The following is a 19237-nucleotide window of genomic DNA, read 5'->3' as shown; positions in this document are numbered from 1 at the left end:
CCAGAAGTAGGAAAACCAGAAGTAGAAAAACCAGAAGTAGAAAAACCAGAAGTAGGAAAACCAGAAGTAGAAAAACCAGAAGTAGAAAAACCAGAAGTAGGAAAACCAGAAGTAGAAAAACCAGAAGTAGAAAAACCAGAAGTAGGAAAACCAGAAGTAGAAAAACCGGAAGTAGAAAAACCAGACGATAATAAAAATCCAGATGCTGAAACAATTAAAGATGGTGAATACAGCATCAATTTTAAAACATTAAAAGATCAAACAGAAGAAATTTCAATGATGAACACATATACAAAAAGTCCAGGTGTGTTAAAAGTAAAAGATGGTAAGAAGTATGTATCCTTTACGTTAACGAATAGTGCTTGGATTACAAAGTTTGAATTTGAGAAAAATAGTTCGTTTGTTGATGCAAATGTAATAAGTGAAGATAAAAAAGCTGATACACGCGTAGTGGAAGTAGAAGTACCGGATTTATCGGAAAAGTTAAATGCAAAAGTAAAAGTAGATATCGATTCAATGAATTATCACCATTTTTACGATATTCAATTTGCATTTGATAAAGGTAGCATTAAGCCGTTAAATAACCAAGGCGGAAACGACAAGCAAGGCGGAAACGACAAGCAAGGCGGAAACGACAAGCAAGGCGGAAACGACAACCAAGGCGGAAACAATAACCAAGGTGGAAACGACAACCAAGGTGGAAACAATAACCAAGGCGGAAACAACAACCAAGATAATAACACAACAATTGATCCAAAAGCTCTTAAAGATGGTGAATACAGCATTGGCTTTAAAGTGTTAAAAAATCAAACAGATGAAATCTCAATGATGAACACATACACAAAAAGTCCAGGTGTATTAAAAGTAAAAGATGGTAAGAAATATGTATCGTTTACATTAACAAATAGTACATGGATTACGAAATTTGAATTTGAGAAGAATGGTTCTTTCGTTAATACAAAAGTGTTAAGTGAAAATAAAGAACAAAATACAAGAGTAGTAGAAGTAGAAGTAAACGATTTGTCTAAAAAATTAAATGCAAAAGTAAAAGTAGATATTGATTCAATGAATTATCACCATGTCTACGATGTTCAATTTGTATTTGATCAAGATAGTATTAAAGCTTTAGGGAATCAAGGTGGAAACGACAACCAAGGCGGAAACAACAACCAAGGCGGAAACAACAACCAAGGCGGAAACAACAACCAAGGCGGAAACAATAACCAAGGTGGAAATGATAACCAAGGTGGAAATAATAAACCGAAAGTAATAGTTGATCCGAAAAATTTAGTAGACGGTCAATATGATATTACATTTAAAGTATTAAAAGATAAAACAGATGAGATTTCAAAGATGCATGACTATGTTGTAAATCCAGCGAAATTAATCGTAAAAGATGGTAAAAAATACATTGAGATGACGCTGAAAAATAGCGTGTGGATTACGAAATTCCAAACGGAAAACAATGAGCTATTCGCTGATGCGAAAGTAATAAGCGAAGATAAAAATGCAAATACGCGAGTAGTACAGTTTGAAGTAGAAGATATATTTAAAAAATTAAACGCAAAAGTAAAGGTAGACATCGATGAGATGAACTACCATCATTTCTACGATGTACAAATTCAATTTGATACAAATAATATCGGTGCGTTAGGAACTATTAAAGAGGATCCAAAAAATGAACCGAAAAATCCAGTGACTACACCGAAAGTAGATAATGTAAAAACAGTAGGTAATCCTGATTTTAATCGAAATGCAGATGATAAGAAGAAAAACAATGCTACAGATAATGATGCAAAAAAAGAGAAAAACTCAAAAACTGCAGATACAGCACAACTTGGTTTATACATGGTGTTACTGCTAGGTTCACTTGCTTTACTAGTTCGTAAATATAGAGCGGGTGGATTGTAATTTTTGGAGTCTTGATGCATGTTCGCGTGCATCAAGACTTGTTTCATATTGTATGGAAAGGAGTGGTGATTGAGAGTGAAGAAAATTGCAAGTGTACTAATGGCTATCATTTTGTTAATGAGTATAGCCGGGTGCTCATCACCCAAAAAAGAAACAGCAAAGCAGGTAAAGAGTGAGAGTAAAGAGCGCATTGTTGCAACAACAGTGGCTGTTACTGAAATTATGGATGCGTTAGAAGTAGATTTAGTCGGCGTTCCAACAAGTTCTAAAACTTTACCAAAGCGATATAAAGGTTTACCTGAAGTTGGGAATCCAATGAGTCCAGATATGGAAAAGGTAAAATCATTAAAGCCGTCAGAAGTATTATCTGTGACAACACTTGAATATGAATTAAAGCCAGTTTTTGATGGTGTGGGTATGAAAGCAAACTTTTTAGATTTAACAAGCTTGAAAAATATGCAAAATTCTATTAGCGATTTAGGTAAGAAATATGGACGTGAAAAGCAGGCTAAAGAAGTTGTAACTAAGTTAGATAAAAAGGTTGCTAGCATTCAAAAAGAAGTAAAAGGAAAGAAAGAACCGACAGTACTTATTTTGTTAGGTGTGCCAGGAAGTTATTTAGTAGCAACAGAGCATTCTTATATTGGAGATTTAGTGAAACAACTAGGTGGTAAAAACATTGTACAAGGTGAACGAGTAGAGTATTTAGCTTCTAATACAGAGTACTTAAAGAAAGCTGATCCAGATATTATTTTACGAGCAGCTCATGGTATGCCTGATGAAGTTGTAAAAATGTTCGATAAAGAATTTAAAACGAATGACATTTGGAAGCACTTCGCTGCAGTTAAAAATAACCGTGTTTACGATTTAGAAGAGCGTTTATTTGGAACGACAGGCAATTTAGCAGCAATTGAAGCGTTAGATGAATTGAAAAAAATGATGTATCCGTGATGCATTTTAATATAAAGGAAGAGTGGAATGAATAAAAAAACTTGGAGTTTCCTCATTGTTACTGCATTGCTTATTGTTATGACATCATTGTCAGCGATGAAAGGGAGTTTAGAAGTAGGTATTGTTGAGCTTGTACAAGGGATATTTACAGGGGGAAATGAAGATGTTGAAGTGATTAAAGATTTACGTTTCCCACGTATTATTATTGCACTATTTACTGGAGCAGCTCTGGCTGTTTCTGGTGTGCTTTTTCAAGCTGTTATGAAAAATCCACTTGCTGATGCTGGGGTAATCGGGATATCTTCTGGAGCAAGTTTTATGACACTCGTTATTATTACGTTGTTTCCGCAATTCTTTTTCTGGACACCAGTATTCGCATTTTTAGGCGGTGCGCTTGCGTGTTATCTCGTTTACTCTTTTTCATGGAAGTCTGGATTAAGTCCACTCCGCATTATTTTAATTGGTATTGCTATTAATGCAATGTTTACTGGATTAAATGAATCATTCGTTACGATTTGTGGATATTTTATTAAGAGTATTAAGCAAACGACGACTTCTAACATAACAATGAAGACGTGGGGCGATGTAGAAATAATGGTGACTTATGGAACGATTGGTCTTATTCTTGCTCTGTTCGTAGGAGCTTGGTGTAACTTATTATCGCTACAAGATAAGACTGCGAAAAACTTAGGCTTGCACGTGACGAGAGTTCGTCTTATTATTTCTGCCATTGCAGTACTCTTAGCGGCAGTATCAACAGCGATTGCAGGTGTTATTGCTTTTGTAGGATTACTCATTCCGCATATTTCAAGACAATTAGTCGGTTCAGACCATAAAGTATTAATTCCATTTTCTGCTCTTGCAGGGGCGTTATTAATTTTGACGGCAGATACAATTGGAAGGTTAATTGTGCCACCTAATGAAATTCCAGCAGCAACAATTATGGCAGTTATTGGTGGTCCATTCTTAATATTCTTGCTTAGAAAGAGTGATAAAGTTTATGGAAATTAAAAATGTAACCTTTTCATACGATAACGTAACAAATCGTTTAAAGTCTGTTAGTAGTGAAATAGAAATTGGGAAAATTACAACAATTATTGGCCCGAATGGATGTGGGAAATCAACATTACTTAGTGTCATGTCTAGAAATCACGCTCCTAGCAGTGGAGAAGTAATACTTGATGGGAAAGCGATTAGTGAATATAAACCGAAAGAGTTTGCTAGAAAGCTAGCGGTTGTCCATCAACAAAATGAGGCTCCAGCAGATATTACAGTGGAAAAGCTAATAAGCTTTGGACGTATGCCATATAAAAATATTTTCTCTCCGCAAACAGATGAAGATAGAGAAGCGATTGAGCGTGCACTAACATGTACGAATTTACAAGGTAAACGTGATAAGCCAATTCATGCTTTATCAGGCGGAGAGAGACAGCGAGTTTGGATTGCAATGACATTAGCTCAAAATACACCAATGCTTTTCTTAGATGAGCCGACAACATATTTAGATATTTATTATCAGATAGAAATATTAGAATTAGTGAAAGAGTTAAATGAAGTGTATGGACTAACGATTGTAATGGTATTACATGATATTAATCAAGCCATTCGTTACAGTGATCATATTATCGTTATGAAAGATGGAGAGATTGTTACGAAAGGTAATCCTAATGATGTAATAACAGAAGAAATGGTTAAAGCAATATATGGTGTAGATGTCGTTGTAAAGCAGGATGAAGATACAGGACTATACATGGTACCAATGGGAATCTAAAGGCTGAGCATAATCCGTTTTGAGGTGATAATTTGAATAGTAAGAAAGAACGGAAAAAGAATTCATTTTTTCAACGCATACTTACCATTGTGTTTTTAGGAATCTTTTTCTATTCAATGTATGAATTGGGTGGGATTTTCATGGATTATTATGATAATCGTAAAGTAATGGCTGAAGCGCAACATATTTATAAGAGAAGTCCAATGGAAGAAAAATCAGAGGATGGGGAAGTACGTAAGCAGTTTCAAGCTCTCCAAAAAATTAATCCAGAGATAGTTGGATGGATTACGATGGATGATACACAAATTAATTATCCAATCGTTCAAGCGAAGGATAATGATTACTATTTATTTCGTAATTACAAAGGTGAAGATATGAGAGCGGGAAGTATTTTTATGGACCACCGTAATGATGTGAAATCTCAAAACCGAAATACTATTTTATATGGTCATCGTATGAAGGACGGTTCTATGTTTGGGAGTTTAAAAAAAATGTTGGATGAAGAATTCTTCATGTCCCATCGTAAATTATATTACGATACATTATTTGAAGGATACGATGTTGAAGTTTTTTCAGTATATACGACAACAACGGACTTTTATTACATTGAAACGGATTTTGAAAATGATGCAGCATATACATCGTTCTTAAAGAAAATTCAAGAAAAATCACTGTACAAAACGGATACGGAATTGACGGCTAATAATGAAATTGTAACACTTTCTACATGTGACTATGCGCTTGATCCAGAGGCTGGAAGGTTAGTTGTACATGCAAAATTAGTGAAAAGAAATTAAAGAAAAAGTATAGAATATGAGAAGTGATAGCACTCCTCATATTCTATACTTAAAAAATAACTGTTTTTACTGTGCTGCAGCCATTGGCATACGTACAACTTTTACATCATAGTAAGCAATTTTATTATCAAGAATATATTCTGGCATTCCGCCTTGATGTGAGTGAGCATCTTTAAATGCTGAGCTCTTTGTCCAACCTTGGAAATCTTCTTTTGCATTCCAGCGAGTGCTAATTGTTACTTCATCATAATCAACTGTATTTTGCGTTAAAAGAACCTCTAATCCTAAAAATCCTGGCATCGTTTCAACTTTACCTACTTTATTAAAACGCTCAATTAATTTATGCCCATTTCCCTTTGTAATTTTAGCTGTATTTGTAACAATAATCATGTGTATTCCTCCTATAAATGTAGCTATATTTTCAAGAACTCATATACATTAAATGATAATGAAAATCATTATCATTGTCAATGGCAATAATGAAATATATAAATTTTTTTTGAAAGTATGATGTTTATTTCATAAGTTAGTAAATATATTGCGATTAGGTGTAAGGCTGAGCGGGTTGTACTAGCAAAGCGATAATATGGTATAGTGAAACGAGGCTGTTTTTCGGCCTCGTTTTTTACATGCTTCCTACTAATAGAAAGCATTCAAATGGAAAGGAAGACATTACATGCGATCTGAAGTAACTATAAAAATAAAACCGAAATTTATAAAAGAAATTAAAAGTGGATATCCGCTTATTTTAAAAGATGCGATTCAAAATTTAAACGATATTCGTGAAGAAGGGACAATCATCAAAGTAGTAGATGAGAAGAACCAATTTATCGGAAAAGGCTATTATGGAAAACAAAATAAAGGATACGGCTGGATTTTAACGAGAAAAGAGAGTGAACAAATTAATCAATCTTTCTTTGAAAGTAAAATCAAATCTGCCTTACATAAACGAAAACAGTTTTACAAATCAAATGATACGACAGCATTCCGTGTCCTAAATGGTGAAGGTGATGGTCTTGGCGGCTTAATCATCGATTATTATGACGGTTATTACGTAGTGAGCTGGTATAGTGAAGGGATTTATACTTTTAGAGATGAAATCATAGCGGCGCTTCAAAAAGTAGCAAACTTTAAAGGTATTTATGAGAAAAAGCGTTTTGATACGAAAGGGAAATACATTGAAGGCGATGATTTCGTAGCAGGAGAGCGCGGTGAGTTCCCACTTATCGTAAAAGAGAATGGTGTGAACTTTGCGGTTTATTTAAATGACGGAGCAATGGTTGGTGTATTTTTAGATCAGCGTAACGTTCGAAAACAAATTCGTGATACATATGCACAAGGAAGAACTGTGTTAAATATGTTCTCTTATACAGGTGCTTTCTCTGTATTTGCAGCACTTGGTGGAGCGACTAAAACAACGAGTGTGGACCTTGCAAATCGTAGTTTAAGTAAAACGATTGAACAATTTAGTGTCAACGAAATTGATTACGAAGCACAAGATATTATTGTAGAAGATGTATTCCTTTACTTTAAATATGCTGCGAAGAAAAAAATGAAGTTCGATATGGTTGTATTAGATCCTCCAAGCTTTGCGCGTTCTAAAAAGTATACATTTAGCGCAGCGAAAGATTATAAAAACTTATTAAAAGAAACGATCGCGATTACAGAAAATAACGGTATTATCGTTGCTTCTACAAATTGTAGCGCATTTGATATGAAAAAGTTTAAAGGCTTTATCGATACTGCATTTAAAGAAATGAACGGTAAATACAAAATATTAGAAGAACATTCTTTACCAGAAGATTTTCGTACAATTGATCAATTTAAAGAGGGAGACTACTTAAAAGTAGTTTTCATCGAAAAAATTAAAGGCTGATAAAGAAAAAGGAGCTCGGGTTTACTTGAGCTCCTTTTCTTATTGAACGATATTTTGTACTCTACCGACTTGCCCGTCCTGCAATCGCACTTTAATGCCATGCGGATGGGAAGGGGAGTTTGTTAAAATATCTTTTACAATTCCACGTGTTAATTTGCCTGTTCGTTGATCTTGTTTTAATACAATATCAACCTCAAGACCGGGTGCGATATTAGAACGTTTTTGTCCGTTCATTTATACACCTGTACGTCTACGTTGGTTGTTTGTTTTTTTCGTTTGTTGGTTTTGTAATTTTTTCGTTTCTTGGCTTTGACTTTTTGCATTTTGGCCATTTCCATTTCCTTGCTTTTTCTTAGCAAGTTGTTCGCGCATTAAATCAGCTAAGCTTACTTTTTTATTCTCTGACATGATAAGTCTCCTTTATATAAAGTTAATTATGAACAATCGTAGTGAATTTCATCATATCATTGTTAAGGAAGGAAGGGAAGTTGGTTTGAAAATTCATATAATTGTTTCCAGTCTGTAGTAGTTACGATACAATTGAATTGTTAACGTTTGTAAAAAGGGGATAGACATATGTCACATCATATTTTATTAGTTGAAGATGATATCTCAATTCAAGAGATGGTGGAAAAGTATTTAATAAAAGAGGGCTTTCAAGTTACAATCGCGTCTGATGGAGAAGAGGGAGTAAATACATATTTAAAAGGTTCATTTGATTTGATTATCCTCGACATTATGATGCCAAAGCTAGATGGCTTAGAGGTTGTACGAATCATTCGAGAAAAAAGTGCCGTTCCAATTTTAATGATGTCAGCAAAAGATACAGATGTTGATAAAGCTGTTGGATTAGGACTTGGGGCAGATGATTACATTTGTAAGCCATTTTCTATGATTGAATTAGCTGCACGTGTAAAAGCGGGTATTCGGAGGTCTACAAAATATTCGACTACGGAAACAACAGAAAAGGTGATTCAGATTGGTGATTTAACAATCGATCCAATTAATTTTACTGTAGAAAAAAACGGGAACCCTCTCAAACTTACTTTAAAAGAATTTGAGATTTTAAAACTGTTCGTAAAGAATCAAAATCGTGTATTTACAAAAGCACAAATCTATACGTTAGTTTGGAATGAAGAGTATTACGGTGATGATAACGTTATTAATGTTCATATGAGAAGATTGCGTGAGAAAATTGAAAGTGATCCATCTAATCCAGAATATATTAAAACGTTATGGGGCATCGGCTATAAGTTGGAAGTGATGTAATATGACCAATCTGTTAATGGGCATTATTTTTATATTGTTATGTATCATTTATATACAATATAAGATGAGAAAAAATAGTAGCAAAAACTTACGATACACATATGAAAAATTAGAAAGTATTGTAAATGAAAAAACAGGCGAGACGTTACTCGTTATGACAGATGATCTAGAATTGCAAAAATTATTAGTAGCAATTAATCAATTATTAGATGCAAAACAGAAAACGAATGCGGATCATGCAAAAGTAGAAATTTCGATGAGAAAAATGCTTTCAAATATTTCGCATGACTTGAAAACACCACTAACAGTTATTCTTGGATATACAGAAATGTTAAATGAGGATAAAACGATAAATGAAGAAGAACAGAAAATATTACTTGAAAAGGTTCATATAAAAACGCTGGAAGTGATGGAACTAATTCATAAGTTCTTTGATTTAGCAAAATTAGAATCTGGTGACAAGGCAATAGAGATAACAAAAGTAAATATGAATGAAGTTTGCCGCGAGAAGATTTTATCTTTTTATGATTTAGTGACGACGAAAGGATTTCATGTTCATATTGATATACCTGAAAGAAATATATATGCACTTGGAAATACAGAAGTATTAGGCAGAGTGTTAAATAATTTAATATCAAATGCAATTACATATGGAGAGGCTGGAAAGACACTCGGTATGACGTTAAGAGATGATGAAACGAGTGTGTATATAGACGTATGGGATAAAGGAAAAGGAATTGATGAATCTCATATTGATAAAGTGTTTGAGCGTATGTATACACTTGAAGACTCAAGAAATAAATTGTACCAAGGAAGCGGCCTGGGATTAACGATTACGAAAAGGCTTGTGGAAGCGATGGATGGAAAGATTCATCTTTCTAGTAAGCCATATGAAAAAACGATTTTTACAGTTGTATTAACAAAGATGAAGTTTTAGCTTGTAGAGAAGTAAATTCTACAAGCTTTTTTTCAGCGTAAGGAATTTGTAAGAAACGGGTAAGAAAAAAGAGATTTCCGTTGTCTATTATAGAAATATAGAGTATTGCGAAAGGGGAAAGTAACATGACGTATATATTAAAAACAAACCAGTTAACGAAAGTGTTTAAAGGGAAAGAAGTTATTTCCGGTGTTAACATGCATGTGAAAAAAGGAGAAATTTACGGTTTTTTAGGACCAAACGGTGCTGGTAAAACAACGATTATGAAAATGATTACAAATTTAATAAAACCGACGAGTGGTGATATTGAAATCTTCGGTGAGAAATTAACAGATACATCTTATGAAGTATTAAAAAGAATGGGGACAATTATTGAATACCCAATCTTTTATGATAAATTAACGGCGAAAGAAAACTTAGACCTACATTGTGAATATATGGGCTACTACGATAAAAATGCAATTGACCATGCTTTACATTTAGTGAAACTACAAGGGATAGATAATAAAAAAGTAAAAGATTTTTCATTAGGAATGAAACAACGACTTGGTATTGCAAGGGCAATCGTGACAAAGCCAGAATTGCTCATTTTAGATGAACCAATTAACGGTTTAGATCCAATTGGTATTAAAGAGTTACGAGACTTATTTAAAATGCTCTGCAAAGAATACGGTATTACATTATTAGTTTCTAGTCATATTTTAGGTGAGATGGAACTAATGGCCGATACAATTGGTGTGATTCAAAATGGAAAACTAATAAAAGAAGTTTCAATGAAGAGTATTAACGGAAAGCAAACAGAGTACATTGAAATCACTGTTCCTGATGTGAAACGTGCAGCTTATATTTTAGAAGATAAACTTGGTATAAAAAACTACAAAATAATGAGTGGAAACATGATTCGGGTTTATGAAGTGGCGGTGACACAGCAAGCCATTTCAAAAGCACTTATTATGAACGATGTGGAAATTGAAAGTATTAATAAGAAACATAGTTCCTTAGAAGAATATTTCTTAAATGTAATGGATGGAGAAGGTATTCATGCTTAATGGACTGTGGCTGAACCTGGTAAGTGGATTTATCGTAATGCTAATAAGTGGAATTTTATATTATAGAAAACCAGAGCGGAAATGGTTGTTAATTCTACTAGTGATAGGAATGTTAAGCGTAGTTACTGCTGGAATTAGAATGTTAGCAGTGTAGAGACAGGTATATAAAGAATGGAGGCGTGGTTTATATGTTTAAATTAATGAAGCTCGAATGGAAGAAACATCAATTATCTAGTTACTTTAAAAGTGTAGCAATTTGTATTATAGCAATTTTCGCTGTAGTAAGCCTTATGGCATTGGGAATGAAAGCCGAGGGAGACGTGCTCTTCTCTGACTTCACACAGAACATGGCTTTAGCAAATATTTTTATTAGGATAACATTCATTATTTTTAGTTCGGTCATTTTATCACGTTTAGTAATTGATGAGTATAAGAACAAAACGATACAACTATCATTTATGTATCCGCTACAAAGGAAAATGCTAATGAGTGCGAAATTAACAATTGTTTTTTGTTTTTGTTTTGTGAGCACGATTATCGCGACTTTCATTATTAGTTTGCTCGTATATTTTGTGAGTCCAATGATGGGACTGATTGGAACACCTGCTACGATAGGTGAAATAATAGCTATCGTTCCAGGTACTATTATAAGTGCATTTATGATATCTGGTATAAGTTTAATTCCTTTGTTTTTTGGAATGAGAAAGAAATCGACACCGACAACGATTACTTCGGCAGTAATAATTGGTATGCTGATTAGTGGTAACTTTGGTTCTGGAAACGGTCAAGTAAGTATGTTTGATTTTATAGCTATCCCAATAGTGCTCTGTTTATTAGGAATTTTCATTAGTTATCTATCGTTTCGTAAAATCGACAAGATCGATGTGGCGTGAAGCAAGCCTAAAACAAAAAACGAACTGGGGTATGAATGGTGAAAAAAATAATAGTAATTGCAATATTATTCATTACAATTGCTAGTACGGTTTTTGGTTTTAAGGTATTTCAGGGGAAAGATTTTAAGAAAGAAAAGTCTTTTGAGATAAATAATATAAAAGAAATAGAAGTAGACAATGAAAACTGGGATATTGAATTTAAAAGTACAGACGCTAATAAAATAGTAATTTCCGCCCAAGGTCAACAAGTAGATCAAGAGATAGATCCCGTCAAAATGGAAAATGACGGAAATAAAATTGTGATTAAGCAACAACAAAAGGCGAACAGATTTTTTAATGGTTTTACGTTTAGGAAGAAAAATAGTATATCTATAGCTCTTCCGAAGAAAGAAATAGATAAAATTGTATTAAATAATAAATCAGGTGATGTGAAAATAAGCGATATAGTAGTAAAAAGTATCGTGACAAAAGGCAATTCTGGAGATGAAATGATTGTAGGACTATCGGCAGAGAAGGGTGAGTTCACATCCGAAAGTGGAGATTTAATGTTAAAAGATAGTTCATTACAAGAAGTAAATATAACTTCTACTACTGGTGATAATTATATGAAAAATGTAAAAAACGAAAATATGAGCATCACTTCAACATCTGGAGAAGTATTACTGAAAGATATGACAGAAGGAAAATCATTATTTGTAGAAACAAAATCAGGCGATATTGGCGTAAGGTATAAAGGCGTCCCAGCTTCATTGAAGCTTACAGCTAAAAGTAATTCGACTGACATAATAGTAGATTTAAAAGGACTTAAGAAAGATAAAAATACAGAAAAAATAAAAGCAGGAACTATTGGTGATGCAAAAAACGAAGCGAAGATTTTAAGTGAAACAGGAGTCATTTATATTGATTAATTCTTAGGAGGAAGGAGGATTATCATGCTACATTTAATGAAGCTAGAATTGAAAAAGTTTAAGCTTGGCTGGTACGTAAAAGGGGCAGTTATTGCAAATATAACTATACTGGCATTAATGATATTTGTGAGCATCGTTGCTCAAGTAGAAGGCGATCCAGAAATAAGGGATCCACAGACGATTTTGTTAACGGCTAGCGTGTTAGTAAGGTCAACATTTATTGTTTTTGGTGGTGTACTAATTGCAAAACTAATAATTAATGAGTATAAAAATAAAACAATACTACTTATGTTTTCTTATCCCATTAACCGGAAGAAAATGATGATTAGTAAGTTGGCTATTACAGCAACAGTAACATTTATAACAGTTATTGTATCTAACACTTTAGTAGTAGGAGTTTTCTTTGGAATAGATAGCTATTTTTCAATTCTTCCTAATTCATTCACAATAGATCAATTGAAGCAAGAAGGGATAAACCTTGTTCCTTTAGCCGTTGCAACTGCGGGAATAAGTTTAATCCCTCTATATTTCGGAATGCGTAAACATTCGGTGCCAACTACAATCGTTGCATCTATTATCGTTGTGTCAATCGCAATTAATAACCAGCCAATATTTCCGATAGCGACTTTTCTACCTCTTCAATTCACATTTGCAGCGATCGGTATGGTGATTGCTTATTTTGGGATTAAAAATATTGAGAGGGAAGATGCAATAACGTGACAAGAATAAGTAAAAAAGAGTTGGTGTTACACCAACTCTTTTTGTATATGTATGCTTCGTTACTATTCTCTAAATTTAGAGTGTTTGCTTAAATACTCTTGCACTCCTGGAGAAATGTTAAAGTTATTAGGACTTTTATATTCGATAGTAAACTCTCCGTCGGTACTTGTTTCAAAGGAGATTGCATAGCTATTCATTTTAGCATCGTAAGAAGTATTTTTGACTTCTGCATCTAGATTAAAATATTTTGTAATATATTCTTTTGATTCCGTAATTGCTGCTTGTTTTCTCCAAGGGGTACCATAATAGGTGAAATAAAGAGATACACTAATCACTCCAATAATAGAAGTTAGTAAAATAGTTCCCATAGCTATTTTTTTATTTTTTGTATTCAATTTGGTTACTCCTCTTCGTAATATGTATTCATTTTAACCTATCTTTTCCATAAAACAACCATTTAGAAAAAATAGTTTCACATGAAACAAGTTACAGAAAAAGACAAGATGTGTAAACACCTTGTCTTTTTTTGTTTTTACATTTTAGGAACTTCCATTCCAGCGGCAGCCCATTCTTCTTTTGCAGGACCATATACGCCAGGAACTGTTAAGCCAGCTTGCCTCATTAAAACCGTCATTTGTCCGCGGTGGTGATTTTGATGATTAATAAGTGTCATTAAAAATATAGAATTCGGCATAGGACGACCAAAGAAATCATTAATAGTTGCTAAATCTTTATCATTCCATTCGCTTTGAAGTGCTTCAACGAAAGCTGCATTCACTTTATGGTATTCATCTGCAATTTTTTTTGCAGAAGTTGGAACAGGATAATCTTTCGTTTCTCCTTCAAACTTTAGGCCTGTGCCAGATAGTATAACAGGAATTGCCGTTACGATATGCCAAGCAACTCTTCCTAATGTCCAATGCCCAGGCGCAATTTCTTGTGATAAAGATGCATCGGTTAATGAATTAAGCATTTTCTGAGTAGACTCTGATTCGTATGTCCATGATTGAAAGAAGCCTTCAATTGTTTGGTACATTGTTATCCCTCCTATTTTTGTTCATAGATTAAATTCGTGAGAGATAATATAATCCCTGTTCCACAAGAAATAATTAATTAAGTATTTGCTACAATATGAAAACAATTAGAAAATATTTGTAAAAGTGTCAGGAAACGAATGTGTTCATTCGTATATATAATGAATAAAGAATGGGATAAAGAGTGGTGATAAGGGTGAAGGATATAGAAATAGTAGAAGGTCTTCGAAAACAAGACATGTTAGCATTACATACAGCAATTGATCGATATGGGGATTTAATTTATAAGGTGGTTCATAGTGTTTTAGATACGGCACAGAGCAAGGTATTAGTGGACGAATGTGTTGACGATATTTTATTAATCGTTTCGTACAACATTAGTAGTTATGATGAAAATCGTGGGAAGTTTAGAAACTGGCTTATATCTGTCGCTAAGTTTAAAGCTATTGATTATAAACGAAAAAGTAATAAGGCTTATCAATTACAAGAGCTTCAGCAAGAAATATATGAAGATAGAAAAAATGTCAATTTAACAAAAGAAGAGCGAGATTATAATTTTTACGTTTTAATTAAAGAATTGAATGAAGAAGATAAGAAAATTTTTATAAAAAGGTATTTAGATGAATATAGCGTACAAGAAATAGCGCTTGAATTCGGTATGACACGAGATACGGTATATAGCAGGCTTTCAAGAGGGAGAAAGAAATTGAAGAAGCTGTTGGGGGGGGGAAAGAAATGAATAAAGAAAAGTTACTTCAGGAATTAAATAACTTGCAGTATAGCGATAATTTTGTAGATGATTATAGAAATGATGAGAAAATAGATAAAAAGAAAATAAATCGTACAAAAGAAGTTGTAACAAAAACAATTTTAATGAAACGTTGTTATGAGGTTGTACAAGAAGAGTTACAGGGAAGCGAAGAGATTTTATATAGTATGCTTGTCGAAAATCCTCGTGTGAAAAATTGGCAGACAGGCACAGCCATGACATTAGGGGTAGGCGTTCTTGCGATGAACTTCGGTATTAATAATGTGCTAATCGTTACAAATAAACGGTTGTATGTATTTTTTGTGGATCGTTATTATAATGAAGTTGATATAAAAGTATGTGTATTAAATGGAATAGCTTCTATGAGAACAATATTAGACCGTAAAGGTGGGAGTGAATTTCTACATATAAAGTATAAAAATGATAAGGAGTACGTATTATTGGGAAATGCTGATGATTACAGAGAGTTATTTCAAATAGTAGGTAGACTGAAAGTAGCAAATGGAATAGAACTAAAATTACAGGATAAGAAATTAAAGAGAAAGTTAACTTTAAAACGAAGTGTATTCAATATAATCATGTATGCACTTATTATATATATTCTGTACAAAGCTTATATTAATTTTATGCCATAATAGGAAAAGACGGCTTCATATATATGAAGCCGTCTTTTAATTAACTTTCTTCCCACTCTTCCTCATCAACCATAAGAAATAAGGTGCCCCAAGTACAGCAACGACAAGGCCAGAGGGAATTTCTTTCGGATATGCGATTGTACGTCCAAGTAAGTCAGCAACAGAAAGAAGGATTGCTCCAAACAGAGCGGAACAAACGAATAATCTTTGATGATTCATACCAACAACAATTCTTGCTAAGTGAGGAGCGACAAGGCCTAAAAAGGCGATTGTACCGACAGCCGCGATATTTATAGATGCAAGAAGTGTCGCTAGTACAATTAGAGCAAGACGCGTTTTATTTACAGGCTGTCCGAGTCCAGTTGCTAAATCGTCTCCAAGTACAAGGACATCAAGTTGTTTCATTAAGAAAAAGATAATTGGTATAAGAATAAGTGATGGATATAGAATGATATTTTCTAAGTGATTCCATCCTCTTGCATACGTACTGCCTGATAGCCATGTTAAAGCAGCAGCAACATTCAAATTCGCTCTAACGATAAAGATTTGAATAATTGCTGAGCCGAGAGCCGAAATACCAATCCCTATTAAAGCAAGAGCTGTTGGACTAAATCCTGCTTTCCATGAGAAGAAGAGGACAATTCCAACTGCAAGTAGTCCGCCGATAAATGCACCAATTGGTAGGAAGAAACCTGGAAGTGCAGGGAAAACATACATAATAGTTAAAGCACCGACACCTGCTCCAGACGAAATACCAATAATCGAAGGGTCGGCAAGTGGGTTTCGTAATATTCCTTGGAAGACAAGCCCACTTATTGCAAGGCATGCGCCAGCAATAGCGGCAACGAGCATTCTTGGTAAACGAAGGTTCATCATCATATTTTTATCAAATTGCGTTAATTGCCCTGTTATAACATTTGTAATGCTTTCGATATAAGCATTACTACCGATTGTAACACCAAGAGCAATCGTCACAATACAAAGCGTGATAGATATGATGATTACCTTTTTATAAGAGTAATAGCGGGAACTAGCTCCAGCTGTATTCGCACCGTTATCATTCATATATTGTTTCGACTTCATCATACGATACACTAAATAAATAAGCCAAGGTGACCCAATCATTGCTGTGACTGCTCCAACAGGAAGTTCTGCACCAGTTGGATCTATTAATCTACCGACGACATCTGCCCCAAGTAATAATACTGCTCCCCATAAGAATGAGGAAAGAAGAAGAGTAAAGTGTTGCCGGTAACCAATAAGGCGCATTAAGTGTGGTGCAACTAAGCCAACAAACCCAATCGGTCCAACGACAGTGACAATTACTGCTGTTAAAAAGATTGCAGCAATGAAGGCGATAAGACGTGTTACTGCTGTTTTTTCACCAAGAGAAACAGCAACATCGTCACCAAGTAAGAGGATGTTGAGTTTACGAGACATAAATAGTAAAACTAGGAAAGAAATAATGATAAATGGAAAAGCAAATTGAACGCCATCCCAGTTATTTTGGATAAGAGAGCCAGCTCCCCATAAAAATAAACCAGCCGTTTCATTTTCATAGAAAAGCTGCATCGTTCCAGTAAAAGCAGAAAGCATTAATGTAACGACCATCCCAGCTAGTGCCATTCTAAGTGGGGTTCCCTTTTTCCCACCAGAAATACGGTATACAAATAAAGCAGTAATAGCACCACCGATAAATGTGAAAAGAAGTGAGTTAATTTGCAGACCTTTCGGTAAGAAAATTGTAGCCGCTACTAGAAAGAAATATGCGCCAGAGTGAATTCCCATTGTACTTGATTCAGCAAGTGGGTTTTTTGTTAATGTTTGCAAAATGACCCCAGATGCAGCAAGAGCACCTCCAGCTAAAATAGCAATTACGGCTCTAGGTAATCGAAGCATGATTAAAGTTTGGTGCTCTAGTGATTGGTTCGGTGAGATAAGAGCATCGATAATCATACTATAGGAAATATTTGCTTGACCTTGTCCGATATGAATAAAGAAAAGGAGGAGCAAGAGAGCTGCTCCTCCTCCGAATACAAGACTTGCTCGAAGTGTATGTTGTAAGCTATTCATCGTGTAATCACTTCTTCGCTGTCATTACATCTGCTACTTGTGTTGCTAAAGATTTTGCAGACTCAGGACCACCGAAAATCCAAGTGTCGCCTTTTAATTTATACATTTTGTTTTCTTTTTTGAACTTTAATTCTTCCCAAGCAGGATTGCCTTTTAGTTGAGTGTCAAAAATGTTATCTTCATCCGCTACAATGTAAATGAAGTTTGAATCTTGTACACTTTGTAATGATTCTACAGTTGTTTGTTTGAAACCATCTGCCTCTGATTTACCCGCTTCAAAAGTGTTTGTTAAACCTAATTTTTTTGTAACTTGTAAAGCTGTAGAATTGTCAGTTAAGATGCGGAATGTTGGCACGTTTTTAGCAGTAAATGCTTGTGCCATTGCGATGTTTTTATCTTTTAAGCCTGCTTTGTCAATTTTTGCTTTTGCATCAGCAAATGTTTTATCCATATCAGCTAATACTTTTTTACCTTCTTCTTCTTTTCCAACAGCTTTTGCAATTTGTTTAAATGTTTCTGTCATTTCAGCAAAGTGATCGTTGTTGCTAGTTGATGGATCGAACATAACTGTAGGAGCAATTTGCTCTAATTCGTTTTTAATTGCTTTACCACGGAATGATGCTGTGATAATTAAATCTGGTTTTAGACGACTAATTTCTTCTAAGTTTGGTTGTTGACGTGTCCCTACATCTACAACATCTTTACTCGGTTTTGTTTTTGTATTTACCCATTTATTATAATTCTTAATGTCTGCCATCCCTACTGGCTGAACACCAAGTGCTAATAAGTCTTCTGAATATACCCACTCAAGTACAACAACTTTTTTCGCTGGTTTATCTAACTTCGTTTCCCCTTCAGCGTGTTTAATTGTTATAGTTTGATTTTTATTGTCCGCTTTTGTTTCCTTTTTCTCCTCTTTTTGCTGTCCGCATCCAACAGCGAATAGAAGAATTACTATGAAAATACTGAGAATTTTCTTCATCTTCTGCCCCCAAATAAATTATTTAATTTGTAATGTACGATATTGAAAATCGTTATCAATTACAACATCCAAATCATACTATGATGATATTTTAAGTGTCAATATATTTTTAAAATTTTGACGAAAAATAACGAATTATACAGATTTCAATATATGAGGTTGAAATCTATATGTATATGAAAATGCAGAAAAGGAATTTCGTTTAAGCAGGAAGGCGAATGTACAAGCAAAAGGGAAGGGTGTCGCATGTAATAATTATTAGAATGTACGGAATAAAGTATTTCTTTATTATTGGATAGTTGTTTTATAATTCGTTGTTTGTACTGAAAAGATTGAATTTGAAGGAAGGGATCAACATGTCTTCATGGCTCAATAATACAAATGGATATTGTGGGTGTAATAATCAAAATGGTGTACATGTTGATTCATGTTGTTTTAGTTGCGATGGGACAGTACCTAAGCTTGGTCCAACAGGTCCAACGGGGGCAACCGGTGATACAGGCCCAACGGGAGCAACAGGAATAACAGGAGCAACGGGAGCAACAGGTCCAACAGGTCCAACAGGAGCGACAGGAATAACAGGAGCAACAGGTCCAACGGGGGCAACCGGTGATACAGGCCCAACAGGAGCAACCGGCACAAGTATAACGGCAACATACGCA

General features: G+C 34.3%; 22 protein-coding genes and 1 pseudogene. 16 read left to right on the top strand and 7 right to left on the bottom strand.

The annotated features are described in order from the left end of the window. The 5 genes from JDS98_RS29130 to srtB form a co-directional block, all read left to right on the top strand. A partial coding sequence (locus tag JDS98_RS29130; RefSeq protein WP_199634604.1) for an NEAT domain-containing protein occupies nt 1-1911 on the top strand: 1911 nt, incomplete at its 5' end. Between the two features lie 69 nt (nt 1912-1980). Beyond that, on the top strand, nt 1981-2862 hold the full coding sequence (gene isdE, locus JDS98_RS29125) for a heme ABC transporter substrate-binding protein IsdE (RefSeq protein WP_199634603.1): 882 nt from the start codon (nt 1981-1983) through the stop codon (nt 2860-2862). Nucleotides 2863-2889: 27 nt separating this feature from the next. Further along, nucleotides 2890-3873, top strand: coding sequence for a FecCD family ABC transporter permease (locus tag JDS98_RS29120; RefSeq protein WP_199634602.1), 984 nt, complete (start codon nt 2890-2892; stop codon nt 3871-3873). Beyond that, nucleotides 3863-4633: an ABC transporter ATP-binding protein gene (locus JDS98_RS29115; RefSeq protein WP_098821369.1), complete on the top strand. Its 771-nt coding sequence runs from the start codon at nt 3863-3865 to the stop codon at nt 4631-4633. Before JDS98_RS29120 ends, JDS98_RS29115 begins: the two co-directional genes overlap by 11 nt. Nucleotides 4634-4665: 32 nt before the next feature. Continuing rightward, nucleotides 4666-5430 carry a class B sortase gene (srtB, locus tag JDS98_RS29110; RefSeq protein WP_098821370.1) on the top strand — a complete coding sequence of 255 codons (765 nt, stop codon included), beginning with the start codon at nt 4666-4668 and terminating at the stop codon, nt 5428-5430. A gap of 66 nt (nt 5431-5496) precedes the next feature. Here srtB and isdG read toward each other — a convergent pair whose 3' ends face one another. Beyond that, complete coding sequence (gene isdG / locus JDS98_RS29105) at nt 5497-5820, bottom strand: heme oxygenase (RefSeq protein ID WP_000587821.1); 324 nt, start codon at nt 5818-5820, stop codon at nt 5497-5499. A gap of 286 nt (nt 5821-6106) precedes the next feature. Here isdG and JDS98_RS29100 point away from each other — a divergent pair, with 286 nt between their 5' ends. Beyond that, nucleotides 6107-7306: a class I SAM-dependent rRNA methyltransferase gene (locus tag JDS98_RS29100; RefSeq protein ID WP_001255942.1), complete on the top strand. Its 1200-nt coding sequence runs from the start codon at nt 6107-6109 to the stop codon at nt 7304-7306. Between the two features lie 39 nt (nt 7307-7345). Here JDS98_RS29100 and JDS98_RS29095 read toward each other — a convergent pair whose 3' ends face one another. Beyond that, on the bottom strand, nt 7346-7540 hold the full coding sequence (locus JDS98_RS29095) for a YwbE family protein (protein ID WP_001014310.1): 195 nt from the start codon (nt 7538-7540) through the stop codon (nt 7346-7348). Beyond that, on the bottom strand, nt 7541-7714 hold the full coding sequence (locus JDS98_RS29090) for a hypothetical protein (RefSeq protein WP_001293579.1): 174 nt from the start codon (nt 7712-7714) through the stop codon (nt 7541-7543). Nucleotides 7715-7882: 168 nt separating this feature from the next. Here JDS98_RS29090 and JDS98_RS29085 point away from each other — a divergent pair, with 168 nt between their 5' ends. From JDS98_RS29085 to JDS98_RS29055, 7 genes are all read left to right on the top strand, one after another. Beyond that, entirely contained in the window at nt 7883-8575 is a 693-nt protein-coding gene (locus tag JDS98_RS29085; RefSeq protein WP_199634601.1) for a response regulator transcription factor, read from the top strand. A gap of 1 nt (nt 8576) precedes the next feature. Continuing rightward, the gene (locus tag JDS98_RS29080; RefSeq protein WP_000183219.1) at nt 8577-9512 is read left to right on the top strand and encodes a HAMP domain-containing histidine kinase; all 936 of its coding nucleotides are present in this window, start codon (nt 8577-8579) and stop codon (nt 9510-9512) included. Between the two features lie 125 nt (nt 9513-9637). Beyond that, on the top strand, nt 9638-10561 hold the full coding sequence (locus JDS98_RS29075; RefSeq protein ID WP_000221061.1) for an ABC transporter ATP-binding protein: 924 nt from the start codon (nt 9638-9640) through the stop codon (nt 10559-10561). Beyond that, on the top strand, nt 10554-10715 hold the full coding sequence (locus JDS98_RS29070) for a hypothetical protein (RefSeq protein WP_098821373.1): 162 nt from the start codon (nt 10554-10556) through the stop codon (nt 10713-10715). Before JDS98_RS29075 ends, JDS98_RS29070 begins: the two co-directional genes overlap by 8 nt. Before the next feature lie 34 nt (nt 10716-10749). Continuing rightward, on the top strand, nt 10750-11454 hold the full coding sequence (locus JDS98_RS29065) for an ABC transporter permease (RefSeq protein ID WP_098821374.1): 705 nt from the start codon (nt 10750-10752) through the stop codon (nt 11452-11454). A 35-nt stretch (nt 11455-11489) separates the two neighbouring features. Further along, nucleotides 11490-12362 carry a DUF4097 family beta strand repeat-containing protein gene (locus tag JDS98_RS29060; protein WP_199634600.1) on the top strand — a complete coding sequence of 291 codons (873 nt, stop codon included), beginning with the start codon at nt 11490-11492 and terminating at the stop codon, nt 12360-12362. 24 nt (nt 12363-12386) lie between these two features. Continuing rightward, nucleotides 12387-13082: an ABC transporter permease gene (locus JDS98_RS29055; protein ID WP_199634599.1), complete on the top strand. Its 696-nt coding sequence runs from the start codon at nt 12387-12389 to the stop codon at nt 13080-13082. A 62-nt stretch (nt 13083-13144) separates the two neighbouring features. On the opposite strand, the gene JDS98_RS29050 is transcribed toward JDS98_RS29055, so the two are convergent. Then, nucleotides 13145-13477: a YfjL-like protein gene (locus tag JDS98_RS29050; RefSeq protein ID WP_199634598.1), complete on the bottom strand. Its 333-nt coding sequence runs from the start codon at nt 13475-13477 to the stop codon at nt 13145-13147. A 137-nt stretch (nt 13478-13614) separates the two neighbouring features. Beyond that, nucleotides 13615-14118 carry a DinB family protein gene (locus JDS98_RS29045; RefSeq protein WP_098821377.1) on the bottom strand — a complete coding sequence of 168 codons (504 nt, stop codon included), beginning with the start codon at nt 14116-14118 and terminating at the stop codon, nt 13615-13617. A gap of 185 nt (nt 14119-14303) precedes the next feature. Between JDS98_RS29045 and JDS98_RS29040 the strand changes: the two genes are divergently transcribed. Continuing rightward, a complete protein-coding gene (locus JDS98_RS29040; protein ID WP_199634597.1) occupies nt 14304-14855 on the top strand; it encodes a sigma-70 family RNA polymerase sigma factor in 552 nt (183 codons plus the stop codon). Further along, entirely contained in the window at nt 14852-15520 is a 669-nt protein-coding gene (locus JDS98_RS29035; RefSeq protein ID WP_033665774.1) for a hypothetical protein, read from the top strand. The genes JDS98_RS29040 and JDS98_RS29035 overlap by 4 nt, the downstream gene beginning before the upstream one ends. A 36-nt stretch (nt 15521-15556) precedes the next feature. Here JDS98_RS29035 and fhuB read toward each other — a convergent pair whose 3' ends face one another. Both fhuB and JDS98_RS29025 read right to left on the bottom strand, forming a co-directional pair. After that, a complete protein-coding gene (gene fhuB, locus JDS98_RS29030; protein ID WP_199634596.1) occupies nt 15557-17593 on the bottom strand; it encodes a Fe(3+)-hydroxamate ABC transporter permease FhuB in 2037 nt (678 codons plus the stop codon). Nucleotides 17594-17600: 7 nt separating this feature from the next. Then, the gene (locus JDS98_RS29025; RefSeq protein ID WP_097880415.1) at nt 17601-18575 is read right to left on the bottom strand and encodes an ABC transporter substrate-binding protein; all 975 of its coding nucleotides are present in this window, start codon (nt 18573-18575) and stop codon (nt 17601-17603) included. 356 nt (nt 18576-18931) lie between these two features. On the opposite strand from JDS98_RS29025, the pseudogene JDS98_RS29020 reads away from it, so the two are divergent. After that, nucleotides 18932-19237: pseudogene (locus JDS98_RS29020) on the top strand (BclA C-terminal domain-containing protein); the annotation flags it as partial.

Source organism: Bacillus cereus group sp. N11, from assembly GCF_016483605.1.
Classification (GTDB): domain Bacteria; phylum Bacillota; class Bacilli; order Bacillales; family Bacillaceae_G; genus Bacillus_A; species Bacillus_A toyonensis.
This window is presented reverse-complemented; position numbering and strand designations above follow the sequence as displayed.

Excerpts from the sequence above, each read along its gene's own strand:
- JDS98_RS29120 (WP_199634602.1), top strand. The coding sequence starts at position 2,890 with ATGAATAAAAAAACTTGGAGTTTCCTCATTGTTACTGCATTGCTTATT.
- JDS98_RS29065 (WP_098821374.1), top strand. The coding sequence starts at position 10,750 with ATGTTTAAATTAATGAAGCTCGAATGGAAGAAACATCAATTATCTAGT.
- JDS98_RS29055 (WP_199634599.1), top strand. The coding sequence starts at position 12,387 with ATGCTACATTTAATGAAGCTAGAATTGAAAAAGTTTAAGCTTGGCTGG.
- JDS98_RS29090 (WP_001293579.1), bottom strand. The coding sequence starts at position 7,714 with ATGTCAGAGAATAAAAAAGTAAGCTTAGCTGATTTAATGCGCGAACAA.
- JDS98_RS29060 (WP_199634600.1), top strand. The coding sequence starts at position 11,490 with ATGGTGAAAAAAATAATAGTAATTGCAATATTATTCATTACAATTGCT.
- JDS98_RS29085 (WP_199634601.1), top strand. The coding sequence starts at position 7,883 with ATGTCACATCATATTTTATTAGTTGAAGATGATATCTCAATTCAAGAG.
- isdG (WP_000587821.1), bottom strand. The coding sequence starts at position 5,820 with ATGATTATTGTTACAAATACAGCTAAAATTACAAAGGGAAATGGGCAT.
- fhuB (WP_199634596.1), bottom strand. The coding sequence starts at position 17,593 with ATGAATAGCTTACAACATACACTTCGAGCAAGTCTTGTATTCGGAGGA.
- JDS98_RS29075 (WP_000221061.1), top strand. The coding sequence starts at position 9,638 with ATGACGTATATATTAAAAACAAACCAGTTAACGAAAGTGTTTAAAGGG.
- JDS98_RS29115 (WP_098821369.1), top strand. The coding sequence starts at position 3,863 with ATGGAAATTAAAAATGTAACCTTTTCATACGATAACGTAACAAATCGT.
- JDS98_RS29045 (WP_098821377.1), bottom strand. The coding sequence starts at position 14,118 with ATGTACCAAACAATTGAAGGCTTCTTTCAATCATGGACATACGAATCA.
- JDS98_RS29025 (WP_097880415.1), bottom strand. The coding sequence starts at position 18,575 with ATGAAGAAAATTCTCAGTATTTTCATAGTAATTCTTCTATTCGCTGTT.
- JDS98_RS29070 (WP_098821373.1), top strand. The coding sequence starts at position 10,554 with ATGCTTAATGGACTGTGGCTGAACCTGGTAAGTGGATTTATCGTAATG.
- JDS98_RS29035 (WP_033665774.1), top strand. The coding sequence starts at position 14,852 with ATGAATAAAGAAAAGTTACTTCAGGAATTAAATAACTTGCAGTATAGC.
- JDS98_RS29095 (WP_001014310.1), bottom strand. The coding sequence starts at position 7,540 with ATGAACGGACAAAAACGTTCTAATATCGCACCCGGTCTTGAGGTTGAT.
- JDS98_RS29100 (WP_001255942.1), top strand. The coding sequence starts at position 6,107 with ATGCGATCTGAAGTAACTATAAAAATAAAACCGAAATTTATAAAAGAA.
- JDS98_RS29080 (WP_000183219.1), top strand. The coding sequence starts at position 8,577 with ATGACCAATCTGTTAATGGGCATTATTTTTATATTGTTATGTATCATT.